The following is a 19,662-nucleotide window of genomic DNA, read 5'->3' as shown; positions in this document are numbered from 1 at the left end:
CACGTCCGATAACCGACCGTCCGGCGGGCCGATTCCCGACCGCTGCCGCACCGCCCGGGAGGCCCGAAAACGATTCGCCCGCCGTCGGTGCCGAGACCTACGCTCGGTATCACCATGCGCGACTTCCCCCCTTCCGTGACGTCGTACTGGACCCCGGAGGGGACACCGGACGGCTCGCAGCAGAGCGTCCCCGACACCCGCAGCCCGCTGCGCTTCCTGCGGTGGATGCTGCGCCAGCAGGGGTCGATCGTGTGGGTCGCCACCGCGCTCGGCGTGCTGTGGCAGCTGCCGCTGATCGTCGGTCCGTGGATCTTCGGCCGCGCCATCGACGAGGGCCTTGTCCCCGGCGACACCACCGCGGTGGCGATCGGCGCCGGAGCGCTCCTGGTCGTCACGATCATCGGCGCCGTCTTCGGCATCGCGCTCCACACCCTGGTCGTCCGCAGCTGGCTGATCAGCCTCTACGGCACGACCAAGATGGTCACGCGCAAGGCCGCCCAGATGGGGCACGTGCTGCCGCGCCGCTCCCCCACCGGCGAGATCCTCAGCGTCGCGTCGAGCGACTCCGACGAGTTCGGCGCGATGACCGAGATCATGGCCCGCGCCGGGTCGCAGCTCGTCTCGTTCCTCGCGGTCGCCGCGATCGTCCTCGCGACCTCGCCGCGGCTGGGCGTCGTGGTGCTGCTCGCCGCGCCGGTGCTGGTCGGTGTCGCGCTCCCCTTCCTGAAGCCGCTGCACCGTCGGCAGTCCGTGGAGCGCTTGCGCAACTCCGAGCTGACCTCGCTGGCCACCGACATCGTGGCGGGGCTGCGGATCCTGCGCGGCATCGGGGGCGAGCGCACTTTCGGCCGCAACTACGCCGACCAGTCGCAGCGCTCCCGCGCTGCCGGCGTCTCGGCCGGCATCTGGCAGGCCGTGATCGAGGCGCTCGGCGTGCTGTTCTCCGGCGTCTTCCTGGTGCTGCTGCTGTGGCTCGGCACCCGCGAGGTGCTCGCCGGCCGGCTCACCATCGGCGAGCTCGTGGCCTTCCTCGGCTACGGCCTCTACCTCATCGGCCCGATCCGGACCTTCTTCGAGTTCGCCCAGAAGATCACCCGGGCCTTCGTCAGCGCCCGCAAGGCGATCGCGATCTTCGAGTCACAGCCGCCGTGGCACGAGCCGCAGGCACCGCGCCGGCTCGACCCCGCGGCGCCGCTGGTCGACGGGGCGAGCGGCCTCACCGTCCACCCCGGCCTGCTCACCGTCGTCGTCAGCGCGGTGCCCGACGACTCGGCGGCGCTGGCCGACCGGCTCGGCCGCTACCTGCCGCGCGACACCGAGCCGGTGAGCGAGGAGCTCGACGAGGAGCTCAAGGGCCGCGCCGCCCGCGCGGCCCGGTCCGAGCGGGCCCGTCGGCGCGCCGAGATCGCCCGCCGCGACGCCGAGCGCACCCGCGGCGCGTGGGGCGTCCGGCTCGGCGACGTCGACCTCGCCGACGCCGCGCTCGCCGACGTGCGCCGCACCATCCTGGTCAGCGACACCGGCAGCCAGCTCTTCGCCGGCACCCTCCAGGACGCCGTCGACCCCCACCGCCGGCTCAGCCGGCCGCAGGCCGAGGAGGCCCTGCTCGCCGCGAACGCCGAGGACGTCTACGACGCACTCCCCGGGGGTTGGCAGGGGCTGCTCGACGAGCGCGGCCGCGGCCTGTCCGGCGGGCAGCGGCAGCGCGTCGTGCTCGCCCGGGCCCTCGCCACCGACGCACCGGTGCTGGTGCTGGTCGACCCCACCTCGGCGGTCGACGCCCACACCGAGGCCCGGATCGCCGAGCGGGTCAGCCGGCTCCGCGCCGGCCGCACCACCGTCGTGTGCACGGTGTCCCCGCTGTGGCTGCACCACGCCGACCGTGTGGTGCTGCTCCACGACGGCCGTGTCGTCGCCGAGGGCCGCCACGACGACCTGCTGGTCGACCACCCGGCGTACCGCGCAGTGGTGGCCCGAGCGATGGACGAGGAGGTGGCCCGATGACCACGACCAGCCACCGGACGAGCGACCGGACGGGCCCGATGGACACCGCGACGTCGGCGCTCCTCGCCTCGTCGGCGGAGACCTGGGACCACCACCTCGACGACGCCCCGGCGGTCGACCCGCGGCTCCGGCCTCCCCGCGACGCCGGCACCACCGAGCGGCTCGCCGCCTGGCGGCTGCGCCACCACCTGCGGCGTGAGGAGGCCGAGCGGGTCTACGACGCGTCCCGCAACCCGGTGCGCGGCTGGCCGGTCGCCGACGACCAGGCGGTGCTGCGGTTCTTCCGCTCGCTGATCGCGAGCCGGCGCCGGATGTTCCTGGCGCTGGTCGTGCTCAACGCCCTCGCGGCCGGCACCGGCCTCGTCGTGCCGCGGCTGCTCGGCGTCCTCGTCGACCGCACCGTCGACGAGGCGGGTCGCGGGCTCAACACGCTCGCCCTGCTGGTCGTCGGCGTCGTGCTCGCGCAGGCGCTGTTCACGTTCCTCGCGCAGCGCACCTCCACGCTGTTCGGCCAGGACCTGCTGGCCTCCGCCCGCGAGTACATCGTCCGCACGATCCTGCGGCTGCCCGTCGGCCAGGTGGAGAGCGCCAGCACCGGCGACCTCGTCACCCGGGTCACCCGCGACGTCGGCACGATGAGCCGTTCGGTGCAGTTCGGCCTGCCGATGGCGATCATCTCGCTGCTCACGGTCGTGCTGTCGATCATCGCGATGCTGGTCAACTCAGTGCTGCTGGCGCTGCCGTCGCTGCTCGTGATCGCGACCAGCTTCCTCGCCGTGCGCAGCTACCTTCGGCGCGCGCCGAAGGGCTACATCACCGAGGGGTCGACGTACTCCCGCATCAACACCACCCTCACCGAGACGGTCGAGGGCGCCCGGACCGTGGAGGCGCTCGGCCTCGCGGAGCGCCGGGTGGCGCAGGGCGACGACGACATCGAGGTCTCGGCCCAGGCCGAGCGCTACACGATGTCGCTGCGCAACCTGCTCTTCGCAGTCATCGACGTCGCCTTCAACACCCCGCGCGTCGTCACCCTCGTGGTCGGCGCCTGGGGCTACTCCCGGGGCTGGCTCTCCCTCGGCCAGATCACCGCGGCGGTGCTGTACGTCGAGGCGCTGAGCGGGCCGCTCGACCGGCTGGTCGGCGAGCTCGACAGGCTGCAGGTCGGCGCCACCTCGACCGCCCGCCTCCTCGGCATCGCCGAGGTGCCGCCCGACCGCACGCCGGGCGAGGCGCTGCCCGACGGCCAGCACCTGGTCGGCCGCGACCTGCGCTTCTCCTACCGCGAGGGCCACGACGTGCTGCACGGCGTCGACCTCGAGCTCCGCGACGGGGAGCGGCTCGCGGTCGTCGGTCCCTCGGGCTCCGGCAAGTCGACGCTGGGCCGGCTGCTGTCCGGGATCAACCGGCCGCGGACCGGCTCGGCGACGGTGGGCGGGGTCGAGCTCGTCGACCTGCCGCTGGAGGTGCTGCGCACCGAGGTCGCCCTGGTCACCCAGGAGCACCACGTCTTCATCGGGACGGTCCGGGACAACATCGTGCTGGCCCGAGAAGACTCCCCCGACGACGACGTCTGGTCGGCACTGGCGGCGGTCGGCGCCCGCGACTGGGTGGAGCGGCTTCCGCGCGGGCTCGACACCCGGATCGGGTCCGGCCAGCAGGCGCTGACCCCGGCGCAGGCGCAGCAGGTCGCGCTCGCCCGGCTGATCATCGCCGACCCCCACACGCTGGTGCTCGACGAGGCGACCTCGCTCATCGACCCGCGGACGGCACGCACCCTGGAGGGCTCGATGAACGCGCTGCTCGAGGGCCGCACCGTCGTCGCCATCGCCCACCGGCTGCACACCGCCCACGACGCCGACCGGATCGCCGTGGTGATCGACGGCCGGATCGCCGAGCTCGGCAGCCACCACGAGCTGGTCGAACGTGAGGACGGGGAGTACGCCGCGCTCTGGCGAGCCTGGACGTCCTAGAGTGGCGCGGGTGACACCGACACCAGGGACGAAGGCCACGCACGAGCCCCTGCCCGCCGTCTGGTCGCGGCTGGTCGACGACGCGGCGGTCTTCCCGCCCGGCGACGCCCCGCTCGACGAGGCGGTGGCGGCGTACACCGCCCGCGGCGACGAGTGGTGCGCCGACCTGGTCGGCTCGTTCGTCGTCACCGACGTCAAGGTCCCCGAAGTTGCGGACGCCGCCCCCGGGACACCGGTCAGCCTGTCGATCGTGGTGACCGGCGGTGCCGGCGCGATCGCCGGCGCACTGCGGCTGGCGGACAAGGCGGGGCAGCCGGTGGCCGGGATCGAGATCGCGCTGCGCGACCTCGACGACCTGTCCGGCAACGCCCGCCGGGTCGTGGCGGCCGTCGACGCCGCCCGCGGCGAGGGGCTCCTGGATGACGGGACCCCCGTCTTCGTGGAGCTGCCGCAGCAGCCGCCGTCGGCTGCGTGGCTGGCCGCCGCCGACGAGGTCGCCGCCGCCGAGCTCCGGCTGAAGTTCCGCACCGGCGGGGTCGAGGCCGCGATGCACCCGGACGCCGCCACGCTCGCCGGCTGGGTCGACGCCGCGCTCGACCGCGAGACGCCGTTCAAGTGCACCGCCGGCCTGCACCACGCGGTGCGCCACACCACCGGCGAGGGCTTCGAGCAGCACGGCTTCGTCAACGTGTTGCTGGCGACCCGGGCACTCTTCGACGGCACGCCCGTCGACGCGGCCGCCGAGCTCCTCGAGACCCGGGAGCCCGACGCCGTGCTGGCCGGCTGGCGCGCGGCCGGCGACGACGCGATGGCCGGTGCCCGCCGCTGGTTCACCTCGTTCGGCTCCTGCAGCGTGACCGACCCCCTCGACGACCTCACCGCCCTCGGACTGCTGGAGGCCCCCCGATGACCGCGACCACCTGGGTGGAGGGCGCCGCCGGCTCCCTCTTCGACGTCGACAACCTGCCGTACGGTGTGTTCTCTCGACCGGGCGAGGAGCCGCGGGTCGGCGTCCGGATCGGAGACCTGGTGCTCGACCTCTCCCCCGTGGCCGCGGCGGAGATGCTCGACTCGCACCACGTCTTCCAGGAGCGCAGCCTCAACCTCCTCATGTCGGAGGGGCGGCAGGTGCGCGAGTCGCTGCGCACCTGGCTGACCGGGCTGCTGACGGAGGAGGCCGAGCGGGACCTCGTCGAGCCGCACCTCATCCCGCTGTCGGAGGTGACGCTCCACCTGCCGGTCGAGGTCGCCGACTACGTCGACTTCTACGCCTCCCTCGACCACGCCTCGAACGTCGGCCGCATCTTCCGCCCCGACCAGGAGCCGCTGCTGCCCAACTGGAAGCACCTCCCCGTCGGGTACCACGGCCGCGCCGGCACGGTCGTCGCCAGCGGCACCCCCGTGGTGCGGCCCTGTGGCCAGCGCAAGGCACCCACCGACGATGCCCCGACGTACGGCCCGTCGGCCCGGCTCGACATCGAGGCCGAGCTCGGCTTCGTCGTCGGCACCCCGTCGCCCCTCGGCGAGCGCGTCGGCGTCGACGACTTCTCCGAGCACGTCTTCGGCCTGGTGGGCCTCAACGACTGGTCGGCCCGCGACATCCAGGCCTGGGAGTACGTCCCGCTCGGGCCGTTCCTCGGCAAGTCGTTCGCGACGTCGATCTCCCACTGGGTGACGCCGGTCGAGGCGCTCGACGCGGCCTGGGTCGACCTGCCGGGGCAGGACCCCGCGCCGCTGCCCTACCTGCAGGGCAAGGCAGCGCGCGGGCTCGACATCGAGGTCGAGGTCGAGCTCAACGGCAAGGTCGTCGCCCGACCGCCCTACCGCTCCATGTACTGGTCGCCGGCCCAGATGCTCGCCCACATGACCGTCAACGGCGCCTCGCTGCGCACCGGCGACGTGTTCGCGTCGGGGACCATCTCGGGCCCGGAGCCCGACCAGCGCGGCTCGTTCCTCGAGCTGAGCTGGGGCGGCAAGGAGCCGTTCGAGGGCCGCACCTTCCTGGAGGACGGCGACGAGGTGGTGCTGCGCTACACCGCGCCCGGCACCGCCGGCGGCCGGATCGCGCTCGGCGAGGTCACCGGGCGCATCGAGCCCGCCAGCGACTGAACCCGTCGCGGCCGCGGGCTGGCTAGCCTGAAGCGGTGCAGCCCGTGCAGCCCGTTTAGCTCGGCCAGTACCCGCCGCCCCGTCACGTGGTCGCGCAGATCAGCGACCCGCACCTCGTCGCGCCCGGGGAGCGCAAGTACGACCTGATCGACCCCGAGCCCTACCTGCGGCTGGCCCTGGAGCGGCTGACCCGGATCGACCCGGCCCCTCAGGCGCTGGTCTTCTCCGGCGACCTCGCGGACCGGGGCGAGCCGGCGGCGTACGCCCGGCTGCGCGAGCTGGTCGAGCCGGTGGCGGCGGCGCTCGGCGCCGAGGTGGTCTGGGTGATGGGCAACCACGACGAGCGGGCGGCGTTCTCGGCGACGCTGCTCGACCACGAGGACGAGGCGCCGCAGGACCGGGTGCACGACGTCGACGGGCTGCGCATCGTCGCCCTCGACACCAGCGTCCCCGGCTACCACCACGGCGACCTCACGGACGACCAGCTCGACTGGCTGGCCGGGGTGCTGGGCGACCCGGCGCCCCACGGCACGCTGCTGGCGCTGCACCACCCGCCGGTGCCGGTGCCGATGCTGCGGGCCGCGGAGCTCATCGAGCTCGCCGACCAGCACCGGCTCGCCGAGGTGGTCGAGGGCACCGACGTGCGCGCCATCCTCGGTGGCCACCTGCACTTCACGTCGTGGTCGACCTTCGCCGGCGTGCCCGTCTCGGTCACCTCGTCGACCTGCTACACCTCCGACCCGGCACCGGACGGCCGCTTCGTCTCCGGCGTCGACGGCCACCACGCGGTCACCGTGCTCCACCTGTACGACGACCGCGTCGTGCACACCGTCGTTCCGGTGGCCGAGGCGCCCGAGGCGAGCGGCTTCCCGGCCGAGGCGGCCGCGCTGGTCGAGGCGCTCAGCCCCGAGGAGCGACGGGAGCTGATCTCGCGCAAGGACTCGCCGTTCTACCGTGGCGAGCTGCCGGTCTGACCGAGCTCAGCCAGACCGCCGCACCGGCACCGGCAGCCGCGACCACCACGAGCGGGACGGGACCGAGCTGCCCGAGGTCGACGCGACCGATCGCAGCGAGGACCAGGAGCACGGCCGGGCAGCACGCGGGACCGAGAGCGGCGGCCATCAGCCGCGAGGCCACGGGGGACTGCCCGGGCCGCTCGGTGAGCATGAGCACGACGCCGAGGACCAGTCCCGCGAACAGTCCCACCGTCGTGCCCACCAGGGCTCCGACGACCGTCGAGCCGACCGGGTCGGCCACCAGCGGTCCGACACCGTGCGCCGGCGTCGTCAGCCAGCCCGAACCGGCGCCGAGCACGACTCCGAAGGCGATCCCTGTCGTCGGACCGGCGACGAGCCACCACAGGCGCGTCCGGTCCCCCCGTTCCCCGTTCACGCCGCACACCCTAGGCGCCGGTCGTCGTCGGGCGTCGGCCTCAGGCGTCGGCGTGCACCATCCCGGCGTGCAGCGTCTCGGCGTAGTGCTCGGCGAAGAGCTTGGCGACGAGCTCGCCGCGGCTGCCGACGCCGACCTTCTCGAACACGGACTTGATGTAGTCGCGCACGGTGTGGGCCGACAGGAACAGCTCGGCCGCGATCTCGGGGGTGGACAGACCGGTGGCGATGCCGCGGACGACCTCCCGCTCCCGCGGGGTCAGCCCGTAGGCCTCGACGATGATCGGCGCGACCTCGGCGCTCTTGGCGGGCTCCACGACGACCACGACCGGACCGTCGCCGTCGTGCTCGTCCAGGCAGGAGGCGTGGAGCACCACCCAGCGACCGCCGCGATCGCGCAGCCGCACCCGGACCGGCCCCTCGTCGTGGCCGCGCGCGACGGCCCGGGCCCGCGAGACCAGCGGCTGGAGCGGCGTGTAGAGCTGGAGCCTCTCCGGATGGGAGCAGTCGGCGAGCAGCCCGTCCCAGGTCTTGTCGTCGACGTTCGGGCCGTAGAGGTGGGAGAGCCACTCACGCGCCTCGCGGTTGGCCGACAGCAGCAGCGCGCCGTCGCCGAAGAGCATCACGCCGGGTGCCAGCAGGGAGGCGTTCGGAGCGGAAGCCCGGATGCTGAAGCGGCGCAGGGCAGCGCCGACCGCCGGGGACGCGGCGAGCAGCACCTCGAGGTCGTTGCTGGTGAAGGGGTCACGCCCCTTGTCGCGATAGAGGGCCGCCACCGCCCACGTCGTCGGCCCGGTCCGGAACGCCACGCGCGCCTCGTCGGCGTACCCCTGCGGCTGGAGGAAGTCGCGGTAGCGGGCGCTGCGGACCGGCGTGCCGCCCGTGGCCAGGCGCAGCGCGCCGACGGGCCGCTCCTGCCGGGCGAGGTCGCGGAACTGCAGGGCGTCGCTGGTGTTGAACTCCCCGTGCCAGAACGTCCAGCACAGGGCCGGGTCCATGTTCTGCACCCGGCTGGGCGTCAGGGCGAGCAGCGTCGAGGGGTCCACGCCGAACCACATCGCGCCGTCGAAGGGGACGACCTTGCCGACCTGCGCGCTGAGCTCGCCGAGGAACGCGTCGACGGTCGTGGTCCGCTCCTCTGAGCGCTCGACGGCCGCGACCAGCCGACGCCCTTCAGCGGTGGCGGTCATGGGAAGAAGGTAGACCCGTCGCGACCCGGGGGCTCCCCCTTATTTGAGGGGGACCAGACCGGGGACGACCCACGCCCGCGGGGTGCCGGCGCAGGCGGGCCGCGCCGACGCTGGAGGGGATCCCAGACGACCCCCGAGCGACCGGAGGACCCCGCATGTTCGGCCCCCTGCCCACCACCGACCCCGTCGAGCTCGCGCCCGAGACCTTCCTCATCACCAACATGGCGCCGCTCGGCCCGAGCGAGTACCTGCCGGTCAACTCGATGCTCATCCGCGGCGACGAGCCGGTCATCGTCGACACCGGCGCCCCCATCCACCGCGAGCTGTGGCTGCGCCAGGTCTTCGACCTGGTCGCGCCGGAGGACGTCCGCTGGATCTTCCTGTCCCACGACGACGGCGACCACACCGGCGCGCTGCACGACGTGCTCGACCTGTGCCCGAACGCCACCCTCGTGTGCAACTTCTTCTCGACCGACCGGCTGGCCCTCGAGAAGGCGCTGCCGATGAACCGGATGATCTGGCGGGAGGCGACGCAGTACTTCGACGCCGGCGACCGGCGGCTGCGGCTGGTGCTGCCGCCGATCTACGACGGCCCCGCGACCCGCGGCATCATCGACGAGACCACCGGCGTGATGTGGGCGGTCGACTCCTTCGCCGCCCTCGCGCCCGGCGTCGTGCACCACTACGAGGACATCCCGCAGCCGATGTACGACGAGACCTTCCGGCTGGTCAACAGCCTCGTCTCGCCGTGGCACGAGTGGCTCGACCCGGTGAAGTACAACCGCCACGTCGACTCGGTCGAGGCGCTGCGGCCCGAGGTCATCGCGTCGGCGCACGGACCGATCCTGACCGGGATGGCGATCCACGACGCCTTCGACCGGGTGCGCGACCTCGCCGGCCAGCCGATCGTGCCCCGGCCGGGCCAGGAGCTGCTCGACGAGATCCTCGCCCAGACCATGGTCGTCGACTGAGACGAAGGGGCCGTCCACGGCTGCGCCGCGCCCGTGGACGGCCATCTCCCTCCTCCGACACGACTTCGGCGTGGGGTGTTGCGTCGCCCACCGATCAATGTCTACTGTCTCAGTAGAGTTAGATCAGATTGGACGACGTCGCATCCGCTTCCTGCTGACCCACGACTCGTGGACCGGACGCGGAGCAGACCCACCCGGAACGTGAAGGAGCTCGACCATGACCGAGACCACCGCCGCCACCACTGACAACGGCGTCAACGTCGAAGCCCTGCTCGGGGCCCGTGCCGCCATCACCGACGACCCCGCCCTCGGCCAGTTCACCTGGCGCGCCACCAACACCTGGATCAACGGCACCCACAGCCGGGGTGAGGTCGAGGGGTTCTACGGGCTCTCGGGCGAGCAGACCCACACCAGGAAGTTCACCTTCGACGCCGACCACCCGCCGCAGTTCGCCGCCGAGGACAACGGCGCGGCACCCGTGGAGATCGTGCTCGTCGCCCTGGGCGGCTGCCTGACGGGAGGCGTGGCGTCGGTCGCCCAGCAGCGCGGGATCCAGCTCCGGTCGGTCAAGGCCACGATCGAGGCCGACCACGACCTCCGCGGCATCCTCGGCGCCGACCCCGAGGTCCCCAACCGGTTCAGCGCCGTCCGCGTGGCCTACGAGGTCGACGCCGAGGCCTCGCCCGAGGACATCCGCGCCCTCGTGGCGCAGTCGCAGAAGCGGTCCGCCGTGTTCGACCTGCTCACCAACCCGACCGCGGTCACGGTCGACGTGGCAACCGCCTGATGCCCACCGTCACGACCGTCGTCGTCGGCGCCGGGCACAGCGGGCTGGCCATGAGTCGCTGCCTGACCGAGCGCTCGATCGACCACGTGGTCCTCGAGCGCCGGCAGGTGGCGAACTCCTGGCGCACCCAGCGCTGGGACTCCCTGCGGCTGCTGACGCCGAACTGGATGACCCGGCTGCCCGGCTGGGAGTACGACGGCGACGACCCAGACGGGTTCCTCACTGGCCGCCAGGTCGCCGACCTGATCACCGACTACGGCGACCCGGCGCCGGTGAGGACCGGCACCGAGGTCGTCTCCATCGGGGCCGTCGAAGGCGGCTTCGAGGTCGTGACGGACCAGGAGGTGTGGCGCGCACGGACCGCGGTGGTGGCCGCCGGGCTCACCCGGGGCGTGGCACCCGCCGTCGCCGACGCCCTCCCGTCCGGCCTGGTGTCGCTGCACGCGATCGACTACCGCAACCCCGACCAGCTGCCCGACGGCGGCGTCCTGGTCGTGGGCCCGTCCTCGAGCGGGGTGCAGATCGCCGAGGAGCTCCAGCGCTCCGGGCGGCCCGTGACCCTCGCGACCGGGGAGCACGTCCGCCTGCCCCGCCGGTACCGCGATCGCGACATCCTCTGGTGGATGGAGGCGTCCGGGATCCTCGACGAGCGGTGGGACGAGGTCGACGACATCGTGCGCGCCCGCAACCTGCCCTCCATGCAGCTGGTCGGGGGCGCGCGCACGCTGGACCTCAACACGCTGCAGGCGGGCGGCGTCCGGGTCACCGGCCGGCTGGCTGGGATCCGGGACAGCCTCGCACAGTTCTCCGGGTCGCTGCCCAACGTCTGCGCACTGGCCGACCTCAAGCTGGGCCGACTCCTGAAGACGATCGACGAGTACGCCGGTGGCACCGGCGAGCGGTTCGAGCCGACCAGGGTGCCGGACGCGCCGCTCGGCCTGGACCTCTCCTCGGGTGAGATCCGGTCGGTCGTCTGGGCCACCGGCATCAAGCCCGACCACGGCTGCCTCCGGGTTCCGGTCCTCGACCGCGGCGGCCGACTGCAGCACGACGGCGGCGTGACCGCCTGTCCTGGGCTCTACGTGATGGGGCTGCCGGTGCTGCGCCGGCGGCGCTCGACGTTCATCGGAGGTGCCGCCCTCGACGCGGTCGAGCTGGCCGACCACCTGGCAGGGCACCTCGCCGGTCAGCACGCAGGCAGTCCCGGCATCAACCCGCTCGCATCCCACCGACAGCACAGGACAGCCTCATGAAGACCGACCCACGCGCCACGTCCTTGGCCACCCTCGTGGCGGACCGCGACCTCGAGGAGCTCGGCAGGCGACTCACGGCCGACGTCCGCGTGCGGGCGATGCTGCCGGGTGGTCCGGTCGAGCAGCACGGACGGGACGAGGTCCTGAGAAAGTTCGACGACTGGTTCGGTGACTACCGCACGGTGGTCCTCGAGGACGCCGCGGGAGAGCTTGTCGGTGACCGGCTCCTCGTGCACTACCGGCTCCGCTTCGAGCCCGACGAGTCGCCGCGCGTCCTGACCCAGACCTGGGTCTCGTCCCTCGACGCCGCGGGTCTGCTCTTCCGTATCGACCTGGTGTGCTCGGGATTCCGGGAGGCGTCATGACCCAGACCACGATCCCCGCGCTGCAGCACTGGGGCGACTACGACCGCGACAACCCATTTCCGCTCTTCGCCGAGGTGCTCGAGCGGGGACCGGTGCACGAGGTCACGCTCACCGACGGCCACCGCGCCTTCCTGGTCGTGGGCTACGACGCAGCCCGCGAGGCCCTCAACCACCCCGACCTGTCCAAGGACATGGAGGCCGCGCTCGACGCAGAGGGCGCAGTGGTCGCGGAGGGGCTGCCCGGGCGCGACTTCGCCCGGCACATGCTGAGCGTCGATCCCCCCGACCACAGGCGGCTGCGCGGGCTCGCCACTCCCGGCTTCACCCGTACCCGACTGACCGGGCTCGAGGACCGGATCGTCGCCACCGTGGACGCGCTGCTCGACGACCTCGCCACCCAGCCGGGTCCGGTTGACCTCGTGGCCGGCTTCGCCCTCCCCCTGCCGTTCTCCGTCATCGGCGAGCTGCTCGGCATCGAGCGGGAGGACCAGGTCCGACTCGCCGGCTGGTTCGCGACGCTGATGACGCCGTACGCCGGTGACACGCCTCCCGCTGCGGCCGTCGCCGCCTCGGACTCGATCGTCGGCTACCTGGGACAGCTCGTCGACGCCCGGCTCGCCGAGCCGACGGACGACCTTGTGGGCGACCTGGTGGGCGACCTGGTGGGCGACCTGGCCCGGGCCACCCACGCGGGCACGATCAGTCGCAAGGAGCTGCTGTCCTCACTGTTCCAGCTGATCGTCGCCGGGCACCACACCACCACCAGCCTGATCGGCAACGGTGTCGCCGCGCTCCTCCGTCACCCCGAGCAACGGGATGCGCTGGTCGCCGACCCGTCCCTGGTCCCGCAGGCGATCGAGGAGTTTCTGCGGTACGACGCGCCCGTGCCCCACTCGACGTTCCGCTACGCGACGAAGGACCTCACGATCGGCGGGGCCGAGATCCCGGCCGGCGTCCAGGTGATCGTCAACCTGGCGGCCGCAGGACGCGATCCGGCGCGCCACGCGGACCCCCATCGGCTCGACATCGCCCGGCCGTCGGCGGACCACCTGGCATTCGGTCACGGCATCCACCACTGCCTCGGGGCCCGACTGGCCCGCCTCGAGGCCAGGATCGCGTTCACCCGGCTCCTGGCGCGGTTCCCCCGCTTCCGGCCGGCGGTTGCCCACGAGGAGCTCCGCTGGGACCACGGTGACGGGCTCGTGCTGCGCGGGCTCTCCGCACTGCCGGTCCACCTGTCCTGAGGCAGGGCGGACGTCCCGGCGACTGTCGTCAGGCGGTCGCCGGCACCGCGGGATCGGCCAGCGGCAGCAGCTCGGCGAGGGCGGTCACGAGGTGCTCGCGCACCTCTGGCACCGTGATGCCGGGGACGGAGTCTGCGACGCAGCCGACGCTCTCCGGGCGCAGCTCCAGCCCGAGGTGGTCGTACGCCGCCATGAGGGCCGCGCGCGCGGCCTCGGCGCGCTCGACCATGACGACCGCGCTGAAGAGGTACCCGGCCCGCGTGATCCGCTGCCCGGTCCCGACGAGCTTGACGACGCCGCCCGTGTTGACGCTGTACTCGCCGTCGCAGTACTCCCCCGGCACACGGCCGAGCCGGGCGTCGACGCCCAGCCCGCGCAGGGCGCGGGTGACCACGTCGCCGAAGAGCTCGAAGCGGGCCTTGATGTGGGACCGCGGGTCGGGGTGCGGCGCCCAGAGGTGCAGCACGAGCGACCCCTCGTCGTACGCCGCCAGGTGGCCGCCGACCGGGCGGGTCATGGGGGCGAACCCCAGGGCCTGCGCCGCCTCGGCCGCGGCCGGGTAGCCGGGCCGCAGCATGTCCCGGCGGCTGAAGGCCGCCGTCGCCGTCGGCACGGCGAGGTCGAGCACGGCGGCGGCGCCGTCCGCGAGCGACGCGACCGCGGCGAGGACCCGCTCGACCTCGGCGTCGGGCCCGCGGGGCGCGAGGGCCCGCTCGACGGTGGCGACGTGGTCGCCGAACGCCTCGTTCACCGGCTGCCCTCCTGTCGCTGCCGACGGTACCGCCACGGAGGTTCGGGGCCGCACTCAGCGAGGGTCAGACGCCCTCGCGCTCGCTGAAGCCGGGGTGGACGAACGCCTCGCCCCGCTTCATCTGCTCCACCGCGCCCGGGTGCTCGCGGTGGAGGTGGGTGACCGCCTTGCGCCGGTAGCGCAGCACCTGCCAGACCCCGAGGCCCCAGAAGAGATACTGCACGGAGAGGGCGACCCGGAAGTCGTCGAGGCCGTACGCCGCCACACCGCCGGGCTCGCGGACCTCCAGGACCCAGCCGACCAGCGCCATCGTCAGCAGCGAGGCGCTGAAGCCGCCGATGTTGACCAGGCCGTTGGCGCGGCCGGTCGCCTCGAGCGGGATGAACGTGCGGGCGAGGTCGAAGCCGACCATCGAGGCCGGGCCGCCCGAGGCGGTCGTGAACGCCATGACCACGAGCAGCCACAGCGGCGCGGGCTCGTCGCGCAGCAGCACCGCCGCCCAGCTGGTCGCCATCGCGGCGACGATGCCGACGACGATCCACGAGCGGTAGAAGGGGAAGCGGCCGACCGCCCAGCCGAGTACCAGGCCGCTGACGACGACCCAGCCGATCATCGCCATCAGCAGGGTGCCCGCCGCGGCCTCGGACATCCCCTGTCCTCGCACGAGGAACGGGAAGCCCCACAGCATCGTGAAGACCGTCATCGAGAACTGCGAGACGAAGTGGGTCCACATGCCCAGCCGGGTGCCGGGGTTGCCCCAGACCAGCCGGAGCGTGCGGGTGAGCGCCCGCAGCTTGACCTTCTCGATGCCCGAGCGCCGGTAGGGCGAGTCCTTCACCAGCAGCAGCACGGCGACCATCAGCACGACGCCGACGGAGGAGGCGAGCGCGAAGGCGTCGGTCCAGCCAAGGTGCTGGAGCGCGAGGGTCAGCGGCGCGGCCGCCACGACCGCGCCGAGCTGGCCGACCTGCCCGGTGAGCTGGGTGACGAGCGGCGCCTGGCGCACCAGGAACCACACCGAGACCAGCCGGATCGCGGACACGAACACCATCGCGTCGCCCGCTCCCAGCACCGCCCGCGCCATGACCGCCGACGGGAAGCTCTCGGCGTACGCGAAAACGAACTGGCCGGCCGTCATCAGCACGAGGCCCGACAGCAGCATGACCCGCGGCCCGAACCGGTCGAGCAGCACACCGACCGGCACCTGCATGCCGGCGTACACCGCGAGCTGCAGCACCGTGAACAGCGCCAGCGCGGTCGCCTCGATCTGGAAGCGGTCCGCCGCGAGCAGCCCGGCGACGCCGAGCGAGCTGCGGTGGAAGACCGCGAGGACGTAGACCGAGAGCGCGACGACCCAGATCGCCCAGGCGCGACGCCGACCGACGTCGTGCACCTGCTCCAGCGCGGTCATCGGCTCACGCGGGAAGCAGACCTGGGCACGCCCGAAGGCTCTCACAGGGGTGGTCGCGCGACCCGGCGCCCGACTCACGACGAACGGGGGTCTTGCAAAGGTATTACCTTTCATGCACCATGGCGCGAGCTGTTGTGACCGTCCTCACCCTGGAGCCCCCATGGAAGCCATCCAACCCGTCCACGGCACCGCCACGCTGCTGCTGATCGCGGCCGCCGCGGTCGGCCTGCTGCTGTTCCTCATCATCCGGGTGCGGCTGCACGCGTTCATCTCGCTCGTGCTGGTCAGCCTGCTGACCGCCGTCGCCGCCGGGATCCCGCTGGCCGACGTCCCCACCGCCCTGCTGTCCGGCTTCGGGGCGACCCTCGGGTCCGTCGCGCTGCTCGTCGGCTTTGGCGTCATGCTCGGCCGGCTGCTCGAGGTGACCGGCGGCGCCCAGGTCCTCGCCGACACCCTCGTGAGCCGGTTCGGCGAGCACCGCGCCCCGTTCGCGCTGGGCGTGGCCGCGCTGCTGTTCGGCTTCCCGATCTTCTTCGACGCCGGCCTCGTGGTCTTCCTCCCGATCATCCTCACTGTGGCCCGCCGTTTCGGCGGCTCGGTCCTCTACTACGCGCTGCCGGCCGCCGGCGCGTTCGCCGCCATGCACGCGATCGTGCCGCCCCACCCGGGCCCGGTCGCCGCAGGCACCGCCCTCGGGGGCGACATCGGCGTGATCCTGCTGGTCGGCGTCCCGGTCGCCGTCGTCGCCTGGTACGTCGGCGTCTACCTGCTCTCGAGGGCCCTCGGCCGCCGCATCGACGTGCCCGTCCCCGACCTGCTCTTCGGCGAGATGAACGACGGCCGCCAGGAGCCCGGCGGCAACGAGGGTGGTGCTGCGCCGGCCGGTGGCACCGGCACCCTCGTGCGCACGGCCCCGCCGTTCACCGTGGTCCTCTCGCTGCTGCTGATCCCGCTCGTGCTGATCTCCTTCAACACCGTGCTGACCACGCTGGTCACCAACGGCACGATCGCCAAGGGCACCACGTGGGTCGAGGCGCTGCAGCTGGTCGGGACCACGCCGGTCGCGCTGCTGGTGACGCTGCTCGTCGCCATCGCCGTCCTCAGCAGCCAGGTGGGCTCGCTGCAGCAGACGATGAACGTGCTCGACCAGGCGCTCGGGCCGATCTGCTCGATCATCCTGATCACGGGCGCCGGCGGGATGTTCGGTGGCGTGCTCCGCGCCAGCGGGATCGGCGCCGCGCTCACCTCGTCACTCTCCGACCTCGGCCTGCCGCTGCTGCTGCAGGCATTCCTGATCGCGACCGCGCTGCGGGTCGCCCAGGGCTCGGCCACGGTGGCGCTCACAACCACCGCCGGCCTGATCGCCACGCAGGCAACCGGGCTCGGCGACCTGCACGTCGCCCTGCTCGTGGTGGCCATCGCGGCCGGCGCGACCGTGCTCTCGCACGTCAACGACTCCGGATTCTGGCTGGTCAGCCGGTTCTTCGGGATGGACGAGCGGACCACTCTCAAGACCTGGACCGTCATGGAGACGACGCTCGGCCTCTCCGCGTTCGGCCTCGCCGTGGCACTGTGGCCGGTCGCGAGCCTGGCGTGAGGTCAGCGGGGCCGGCCGAGGTCGGAGACGACCTCGGCGCAGATGGCAGTCATGGCGGCTCGGGCCGCCTCCGGCTCGCCGGCGGCCACGGCTTCTGCCACGACCTGGTGCAGCCGTCGCGCCTCCGGCTTGGGCGTGGGCGGCATCAGGTCGTGGTCGGTGCGACCCCGCAGCACCTCCTCGACGACGTCTCCGAGAGCGGCGAACATGACGTTGCCCGAGGAGCGCAGCAGCAGCCGGTGGAAGGCGACGTCGTGCTCGAGGAAGGCCTTCAGGTCGCCCGCCGCGCCGGTCGCCTCGAGCTGCCCGGCCAGTCGGACGATCTCGACGCGCTGCGCGGCGTCCGCATTCGCGGCGGCCAGCGCCGCCGAGGAGGGCTCCACCGCAGCCCGGAGCTGGGAGAGCTCATGAAGGTGGCCCACCCGCTCGTCGCCGTCGAGCCGCCATCGGATCAGCTCGGGGTCGTAGGCGTCCCACTCGTCGCGGCCGAGGATCCGGATGCCGGTGCGGCGCCTGCTTTCGACGAGCCGCATGGCCGCGAGCACCTGGACCACCTCGCGGGCGATCGTGCGGGAGACGTCGTACGTCTCGCAGAGCCACTCCAGCGTGATGACCGACCCCTCCGCCACGTCGCCGCGCACGATCCGTGGACCGAGGTCGGCGAGCACAGTGCTGTAGCGGGTGGACACGTCGGTCAGCGTAGCCGTGCGCGCATCCCCCAGGAGCACGAGCGACAGCGCCCGGGCGGGCCACGATGACGCCCACCCACCACGCACGCCACCTGGTGGTCATGGGCGTCTCCGGCACCGGCAAGACGACCGTGGCCGAGGCTCTCGCGAGCCGGCTCGGCCTGTGTTTCGTCGAGGGCGACAGCCTGCACCCGGAGGCCAACATCACCAAGATGTCCGCCGGCACACCGCTGGACGACGACGACCGCCGGCCATGGCTGGAGACGCTCGCTGGTCTGCTTGCCAGTCACCACGCAGACGGGGTGTCGACGGTGCTGACCTGCTCGGCCCTGAAGCGTTCCTACCGCGACGTCCTGCGGTCCCGGGTGCCCGCCGGCACCGTGGGGCTCGTGCACCTCACCGCCCCGTTCGAGGTGCTCCGCGAGCGCATGGAGGCCCGCGACCACTTCATGCCGGCCTCGCTCCTCCAGTCCCAGCTGGACACGCTCGAAGCGCTCGGACCGGACGAGCCCGGGACGGCGTACGACGTCACCCGACCGCTCGACCACGTGGTCACGGAGGTCGTCGGCAAGGTCGCGCCGTTCGTGCGCGGCGCATACAGACCAACGGAAGGCCGAGTGCGGGAACCGGACGACGGCGTGGGGACGTCCGAGTGACCGAGTGAGCGAAGGAGGTCGCATGCGGTTCATACGGGTGGGGATGAGCGTCGTGTTGATGTTGGTGGCGGTCGCCTGCGGGGAAGCCGGCGAACCAGAGACGAAGGTGGCGAAGGCGTCCACGTCAGGTGTGGCGGCCACGGCGCTGCCGTGCGATGAGTCCGAGCAGACCTATGTGGCGTGGGACGTGCCGGGCCCTGGCCGCCCCACGCCCGAAAAGGCGGTCGCACCGTACGCGGGCGCACTGACGCTGGTGGCGCAGAAGCGACCCAAGGCGACGACCGTGCTGGGTCTTCGCGCCGACGGGTCGCTCCTCCGCGTGTACGACGTGACCAAGGGCGACGATGGCTGGTGGCCGGATGGCTACCGGGAGTGCTCGAGCTGACGCCCAGTCCTCTACACGTCCTCCACAGATCTCGGCCGGCCCCTTGTGGGTGTCGGTGGCCTCACGTAGAGTCGAACACATGTTCGACGGGGGAAGTGCCCACGGCAACGGGGCCAGTCAGGCCGCCACCGCCGTCGCGCTGCCCGCCGAGCAGATCTCCGGGTGGACCGGCCAGCTCGCGGAGGTGCCCCGTGACCGGATCAGCGACGCCGAACGGGTCGACCTGATCACCGAGCTCGAGCGGCTCAAGGCCGCCGCCGCGGCCGCGCAGGCCAAGCTGGCTGCGGACCTCGACGCCTCCCAGCGCGCGGCGCAGGAGGCGGCCGGACTGCCGGCCCGCAAGGTCGGGGTCGGGATCGCCGCCCAGGTCGGACTGGCACGCCGGGAGTCGCCCAACCGGGGTGCGCAGCACCTCGGCCTGGCCAAGGTCCTGGTGGCCGAGATGCCCCACACCCTCGCCCGGCTCGCCGCCGGCGATCTCTCCGAGTGGCGGGCCACCCTGCTCGCCCGGGAGACCGCCTGCCTGACCCGCGAGCACAGGCAGTACGTCGACCAGCAACTGTGTTCGGACCCGGCCACCCTCGAGGGGCTGGGCGACCGCGCCGTGGTCGCGGCCGCGCAGCGGCTCGCGATCATGCTCGACCAGGAGGCCGTGGTCCGCCGCCGCGCCAAGGCCCACGACGAGCGCCGCGTCTCGCTGCGCCCGGCGCCCGACACCATGACCTGGCTGACCGCGCTGCTCCCGGTGGAGCAGGGGGTCGCCGCTTTCGCCGCGCTGACCCGCGCCGCCGACGGAGCCCGTGCGTCCGGTGACGAGCGGGGGCGCGGGCAGGTCATGGCCGACACCCTCGTCGAACGACTCACCGGCCAGACCGTCGCGGGCGACGTG

The 19,662-nt window shown here is 73.0% G+C and carries 17 protein-coding genes and 1 pseudogene; 14 read left to right on the top strand and 4 right to left on the bottom strand.

Going from position 1 to position 19,662, the window contains the following annotated elements; genetic code table 11:
* Nucleotides 1-114: 114 nt before the first annotated feature.
* From ACFP2E_RS15825 to ACFP2E_RS15805, 5 genes are all read left to right on the top strand, one after another.
* The gene (locus ACFP2E_RS15825; protein ID WP_378523768.1) at nucleotides 115-2,004 is read left to right on the top strand and encodes an ABC transporter ATP-binding protein; all 1,890 of its coding nucleotides are present in this window, start codon (nucleotides 115-117) and stop codon (nucleotides 2,002-2,004) included.
* On the top strand, nucleotides 2,001-3,974 hold the full coding sequence (locus ACFP2E_RS15820) for an ABC transporter ATP-binding protein (protein WP_378523767.1): 1,974 nt from the start codon (nucleotides 2,001-2,003) through the stop codon (nucleotides 3,972-3,974). Before ACFP2E_RS15825 ends, ACFP2E_RS15820 begins: the two co-directional genes overlap by 4 nt.
* Nucleotides 3,975-3,984: 10 nt before the next feature.
* Entirely contained in the window at nucleotides 3,985-4,884 is a 900-nt protein-coding gene (locus ACFP2E_RS15815; protein ID WP_378523766.1) for a hypothetical protein, read from the top strand.
* Complete coding sequence (fahA, locus tag ACFP2E_RS15810) at nucleotides 4,881-6,083, top strand: fumarylacetoacetase (protein ID WP_378523765.1); 1,203 nt, start codon at nucleotides 4,881-4,883, stop codon at nucleotides 6,081-6,083. The genes ACFP2E_RS15815 and fahA overlap by 4 nt, the downstream gene beginning before the upstream one ends.
* 86 nt (nucleotides 6,084-6,169) lie before the next feature.
* Nucleotides 6,170-7,057 (top strand): phosphodiesterase, encoded by an 888-nt coding sequence (locus ACFP2E_RS15805; RefSeq protein WP_378523764.1) that lies wholly within the window; start codon nucleotides 6,170-6,172, stop codon nucleotides 7,055-7,057.
* A 458-nt stretch (nucleotides 7,058-7,515) separates the two neighbouring features.
* Here ACFP2E_RS15805 and ACFP2E_RS15800 read toward each other — a convergent pair whose 3' ends face one another.
* Nucleotides 7,516-8,664: a LuxR C-terminal-related transcriptional regulator gene (locus tag ACFP2E_RS15800; protein ID WP_378523763.1), complete on the bottom strand. Its 1,149-nt coding sequence runs from the start codon at nucleotides 8,662-8,664 to the stop codon at nucleotides 7,516-7,518.
* A gap of 155 nt (nucleotides 8,665-8,819) precedes the next feature.
* Between ACFP2E_RS15800 and ACFP2E_RS15795 the strand changes: the two genes are divergently transcribed.
* From ACFP2E_RS15795 to ACFP2E_RS15775, 5 genes are all read left to right on the top strand, one after another.
* Entirely contained in the window at nucleotides 8,820-9,635 is an 816-nt protein-coding gene (locus ACFP2E_RS15795; RefSeq protein WP_378523762.1) for an MBL fold metallo-hydrolase, read from the top strand.
* A gap of 217 nt (nucleotides 9,636-9,852) precedes the next feature.
* Nucleotides 9,853-10,422, top strand: coding sequence for an OsmC family protein (locus tag ACFP2E_RS15790; protein WP_378523761.1), 570 nt, complete (start codon nucleotides 9,853-9,855; stop codon nucleotides 10,420-10,422).
* Nucleotides 10,422-11,675: an NAD(P)-binding domain-containing protein gene (locus ACFP2E_RS15785; RefSeq protein ID WP_378523760.1), complete on the top strand. Its 1,254-nt coding sequence runs from the start codon at nucleotides 10,422-10,424 to the stop codon at nucleotides 11,673-11,675. The genes ACFP2E_RS15790 and ACFP2E_RS15785 overlap by 1 nt, the downstream gene beginning before the upstream one ends.
* Nucleotides 11,672-12,040, top strand: coding sequence for a nuclear transport factor 2 family protein (locus ACFP2E_RS15780; protein ID WP_378523759.1), 369 nt, complete (start codon nucleotides 11,672-11,674; stop codon nucleotides 12,038-12,040). Before ACFP2E_RS15785 ends, ACFP2E_RS15780 begins: the two co-directional genes overlap by 4 nt.
* Complete coding sequence (locus ACFP2E_RS15775) at nucleotides 12,037-13,284, top strand: cytochrome P450 (protein WP_378523758.1); 1,248 nt, start codon at nucleotides 12,037-12,039, stop codon at nucleotides 13,282-13,284. Before ACFP2E_RS15780 ends, ACFP2E_RS15775 begins: the two co-directional genes overlap by 4 nt.
* A gap of 28 nt (nucleotides 13,285-13,312) precedes the next feature.
* Here ACFP2E_RS15775 and ACFP2E_RS15770 read toward each other — a convergent pair whose 3' ends face one another.
* Together ACFP2E_RS15770 and ACFP2E_RS15765 are read right to left on the bottom strand one after the other, a co-directional pair.
* Nucleotides 13,313-14,035 (bottom strand): hypothetical protein, encoded by a 723-nt coding sequence (locus tag ACFP2E_RS15770; protein ID WP_378523757.1) that lies wholly within the window; start codon nucleotides 14,033-14,035, stop codon nucleotides 13,313-13,315.
* Between the two features lie 64 nt (nucleotides 14,036-14,099).
* On the bottom strand, nucleotides 14,100-15,446 hold the full coding sequence (locus ACFP2E_RS15765; protein ID WP_378523756.1) for an MFS transporter: 1,347 nt from the start codon (nucleotides 15,444-15,446) through the stop codon (nucleotides 14,100-14,102).
* A 160-nt stretch (nucleotides 15,447-15,606) separates the two neighbouring features.
* Between ACFP2E_RS15765 and ACFP2E_RS15760 the strand changes: the two genes are divergently transcribed.
* A complete protein-coding gene (locus ACFP2E_RS15760) occupies nucleotides 15,607-17,043 on the top strand; it encodes a GntP family permease (protein ID WP_378523755.1) in 1,437 nt (478 codons plus the stop codon).
* A 2-nt stretch (nucleotides 17,044-17,045) separates the two neighbouring features.
* Here ACFP2E_RS15760 and ACFP2E_RS15755 read toward each other — a convergent pair whose 3' ends face one another.
* Complete coding sequence (locus tag ACFP2E_RS15755) at nucleotides 17,046-17,732, bottom strand: FadR/GntR family transcriptional regulator (protein ID WP_378523754.1); 687 nt, start codon at nucleotides 17,730-17,732, stop codon at nucleotides 17,046-17,048.
* Nucleotides 17,733-17,797: 65 nt separating this feature from the next.
* On the opposite strand from ACFP2E_RS15755, the gene ACFP2E_RS15750 reads away from it, so the two are divergent.
* The 3 genes and pseudogenes from ACFP2E_RS15750 to ACFP2E_RS15740 all read left to right on the top strand — a co-directional run.
* Nucleotides 17,798-18,388: a gluconokinase gene (locus tag ACFP2E_RS15750; protein ID WP_378523753.1), complete on the top strand. Its 591-nt coding sequence runs from the start codon at nucleotides 17,798-17,800 to the stop codon at nucleotides 18,386-18,388.
* 22 nt (nucleotides 18,389-18,410) lie between these two features.
* The gene (locus ACFP2E_RS15745) at nucleotides 18,411-18,773 is read left to right on the top strand and encodes a hypothetical protein (protein WP_378523752.1); all 363 of its coding nucleotides are present in this window, start codon (nucleotides 18,411-18,413) and stop codon (nucleotides 18,771-18,773) included.
* 79 nt (nucleotides 18,774-18,852) lie between these two features.
* Nucleotides 18,853-19,662, top strand: a pseudogene (locus ACFP2E_RS15740) (hypothetical protein); the annotation flags it as partial.

The organism is Nocardioides sp. GCM10027114, assembly GCF_042659625.1.
In the GTDB taxonomy this organism is placed as follows: domain Bacteria; phylum Actinomycetota; class Actinomycetes; order Propionibacteriales; family Nocardioidaceae; genus Nocardioides.
The sequence above is the reverse complement of the archived record's forward strand: the minus strand, read 5'-3'. Positions and strand labels throughout refer to the sequence as shown.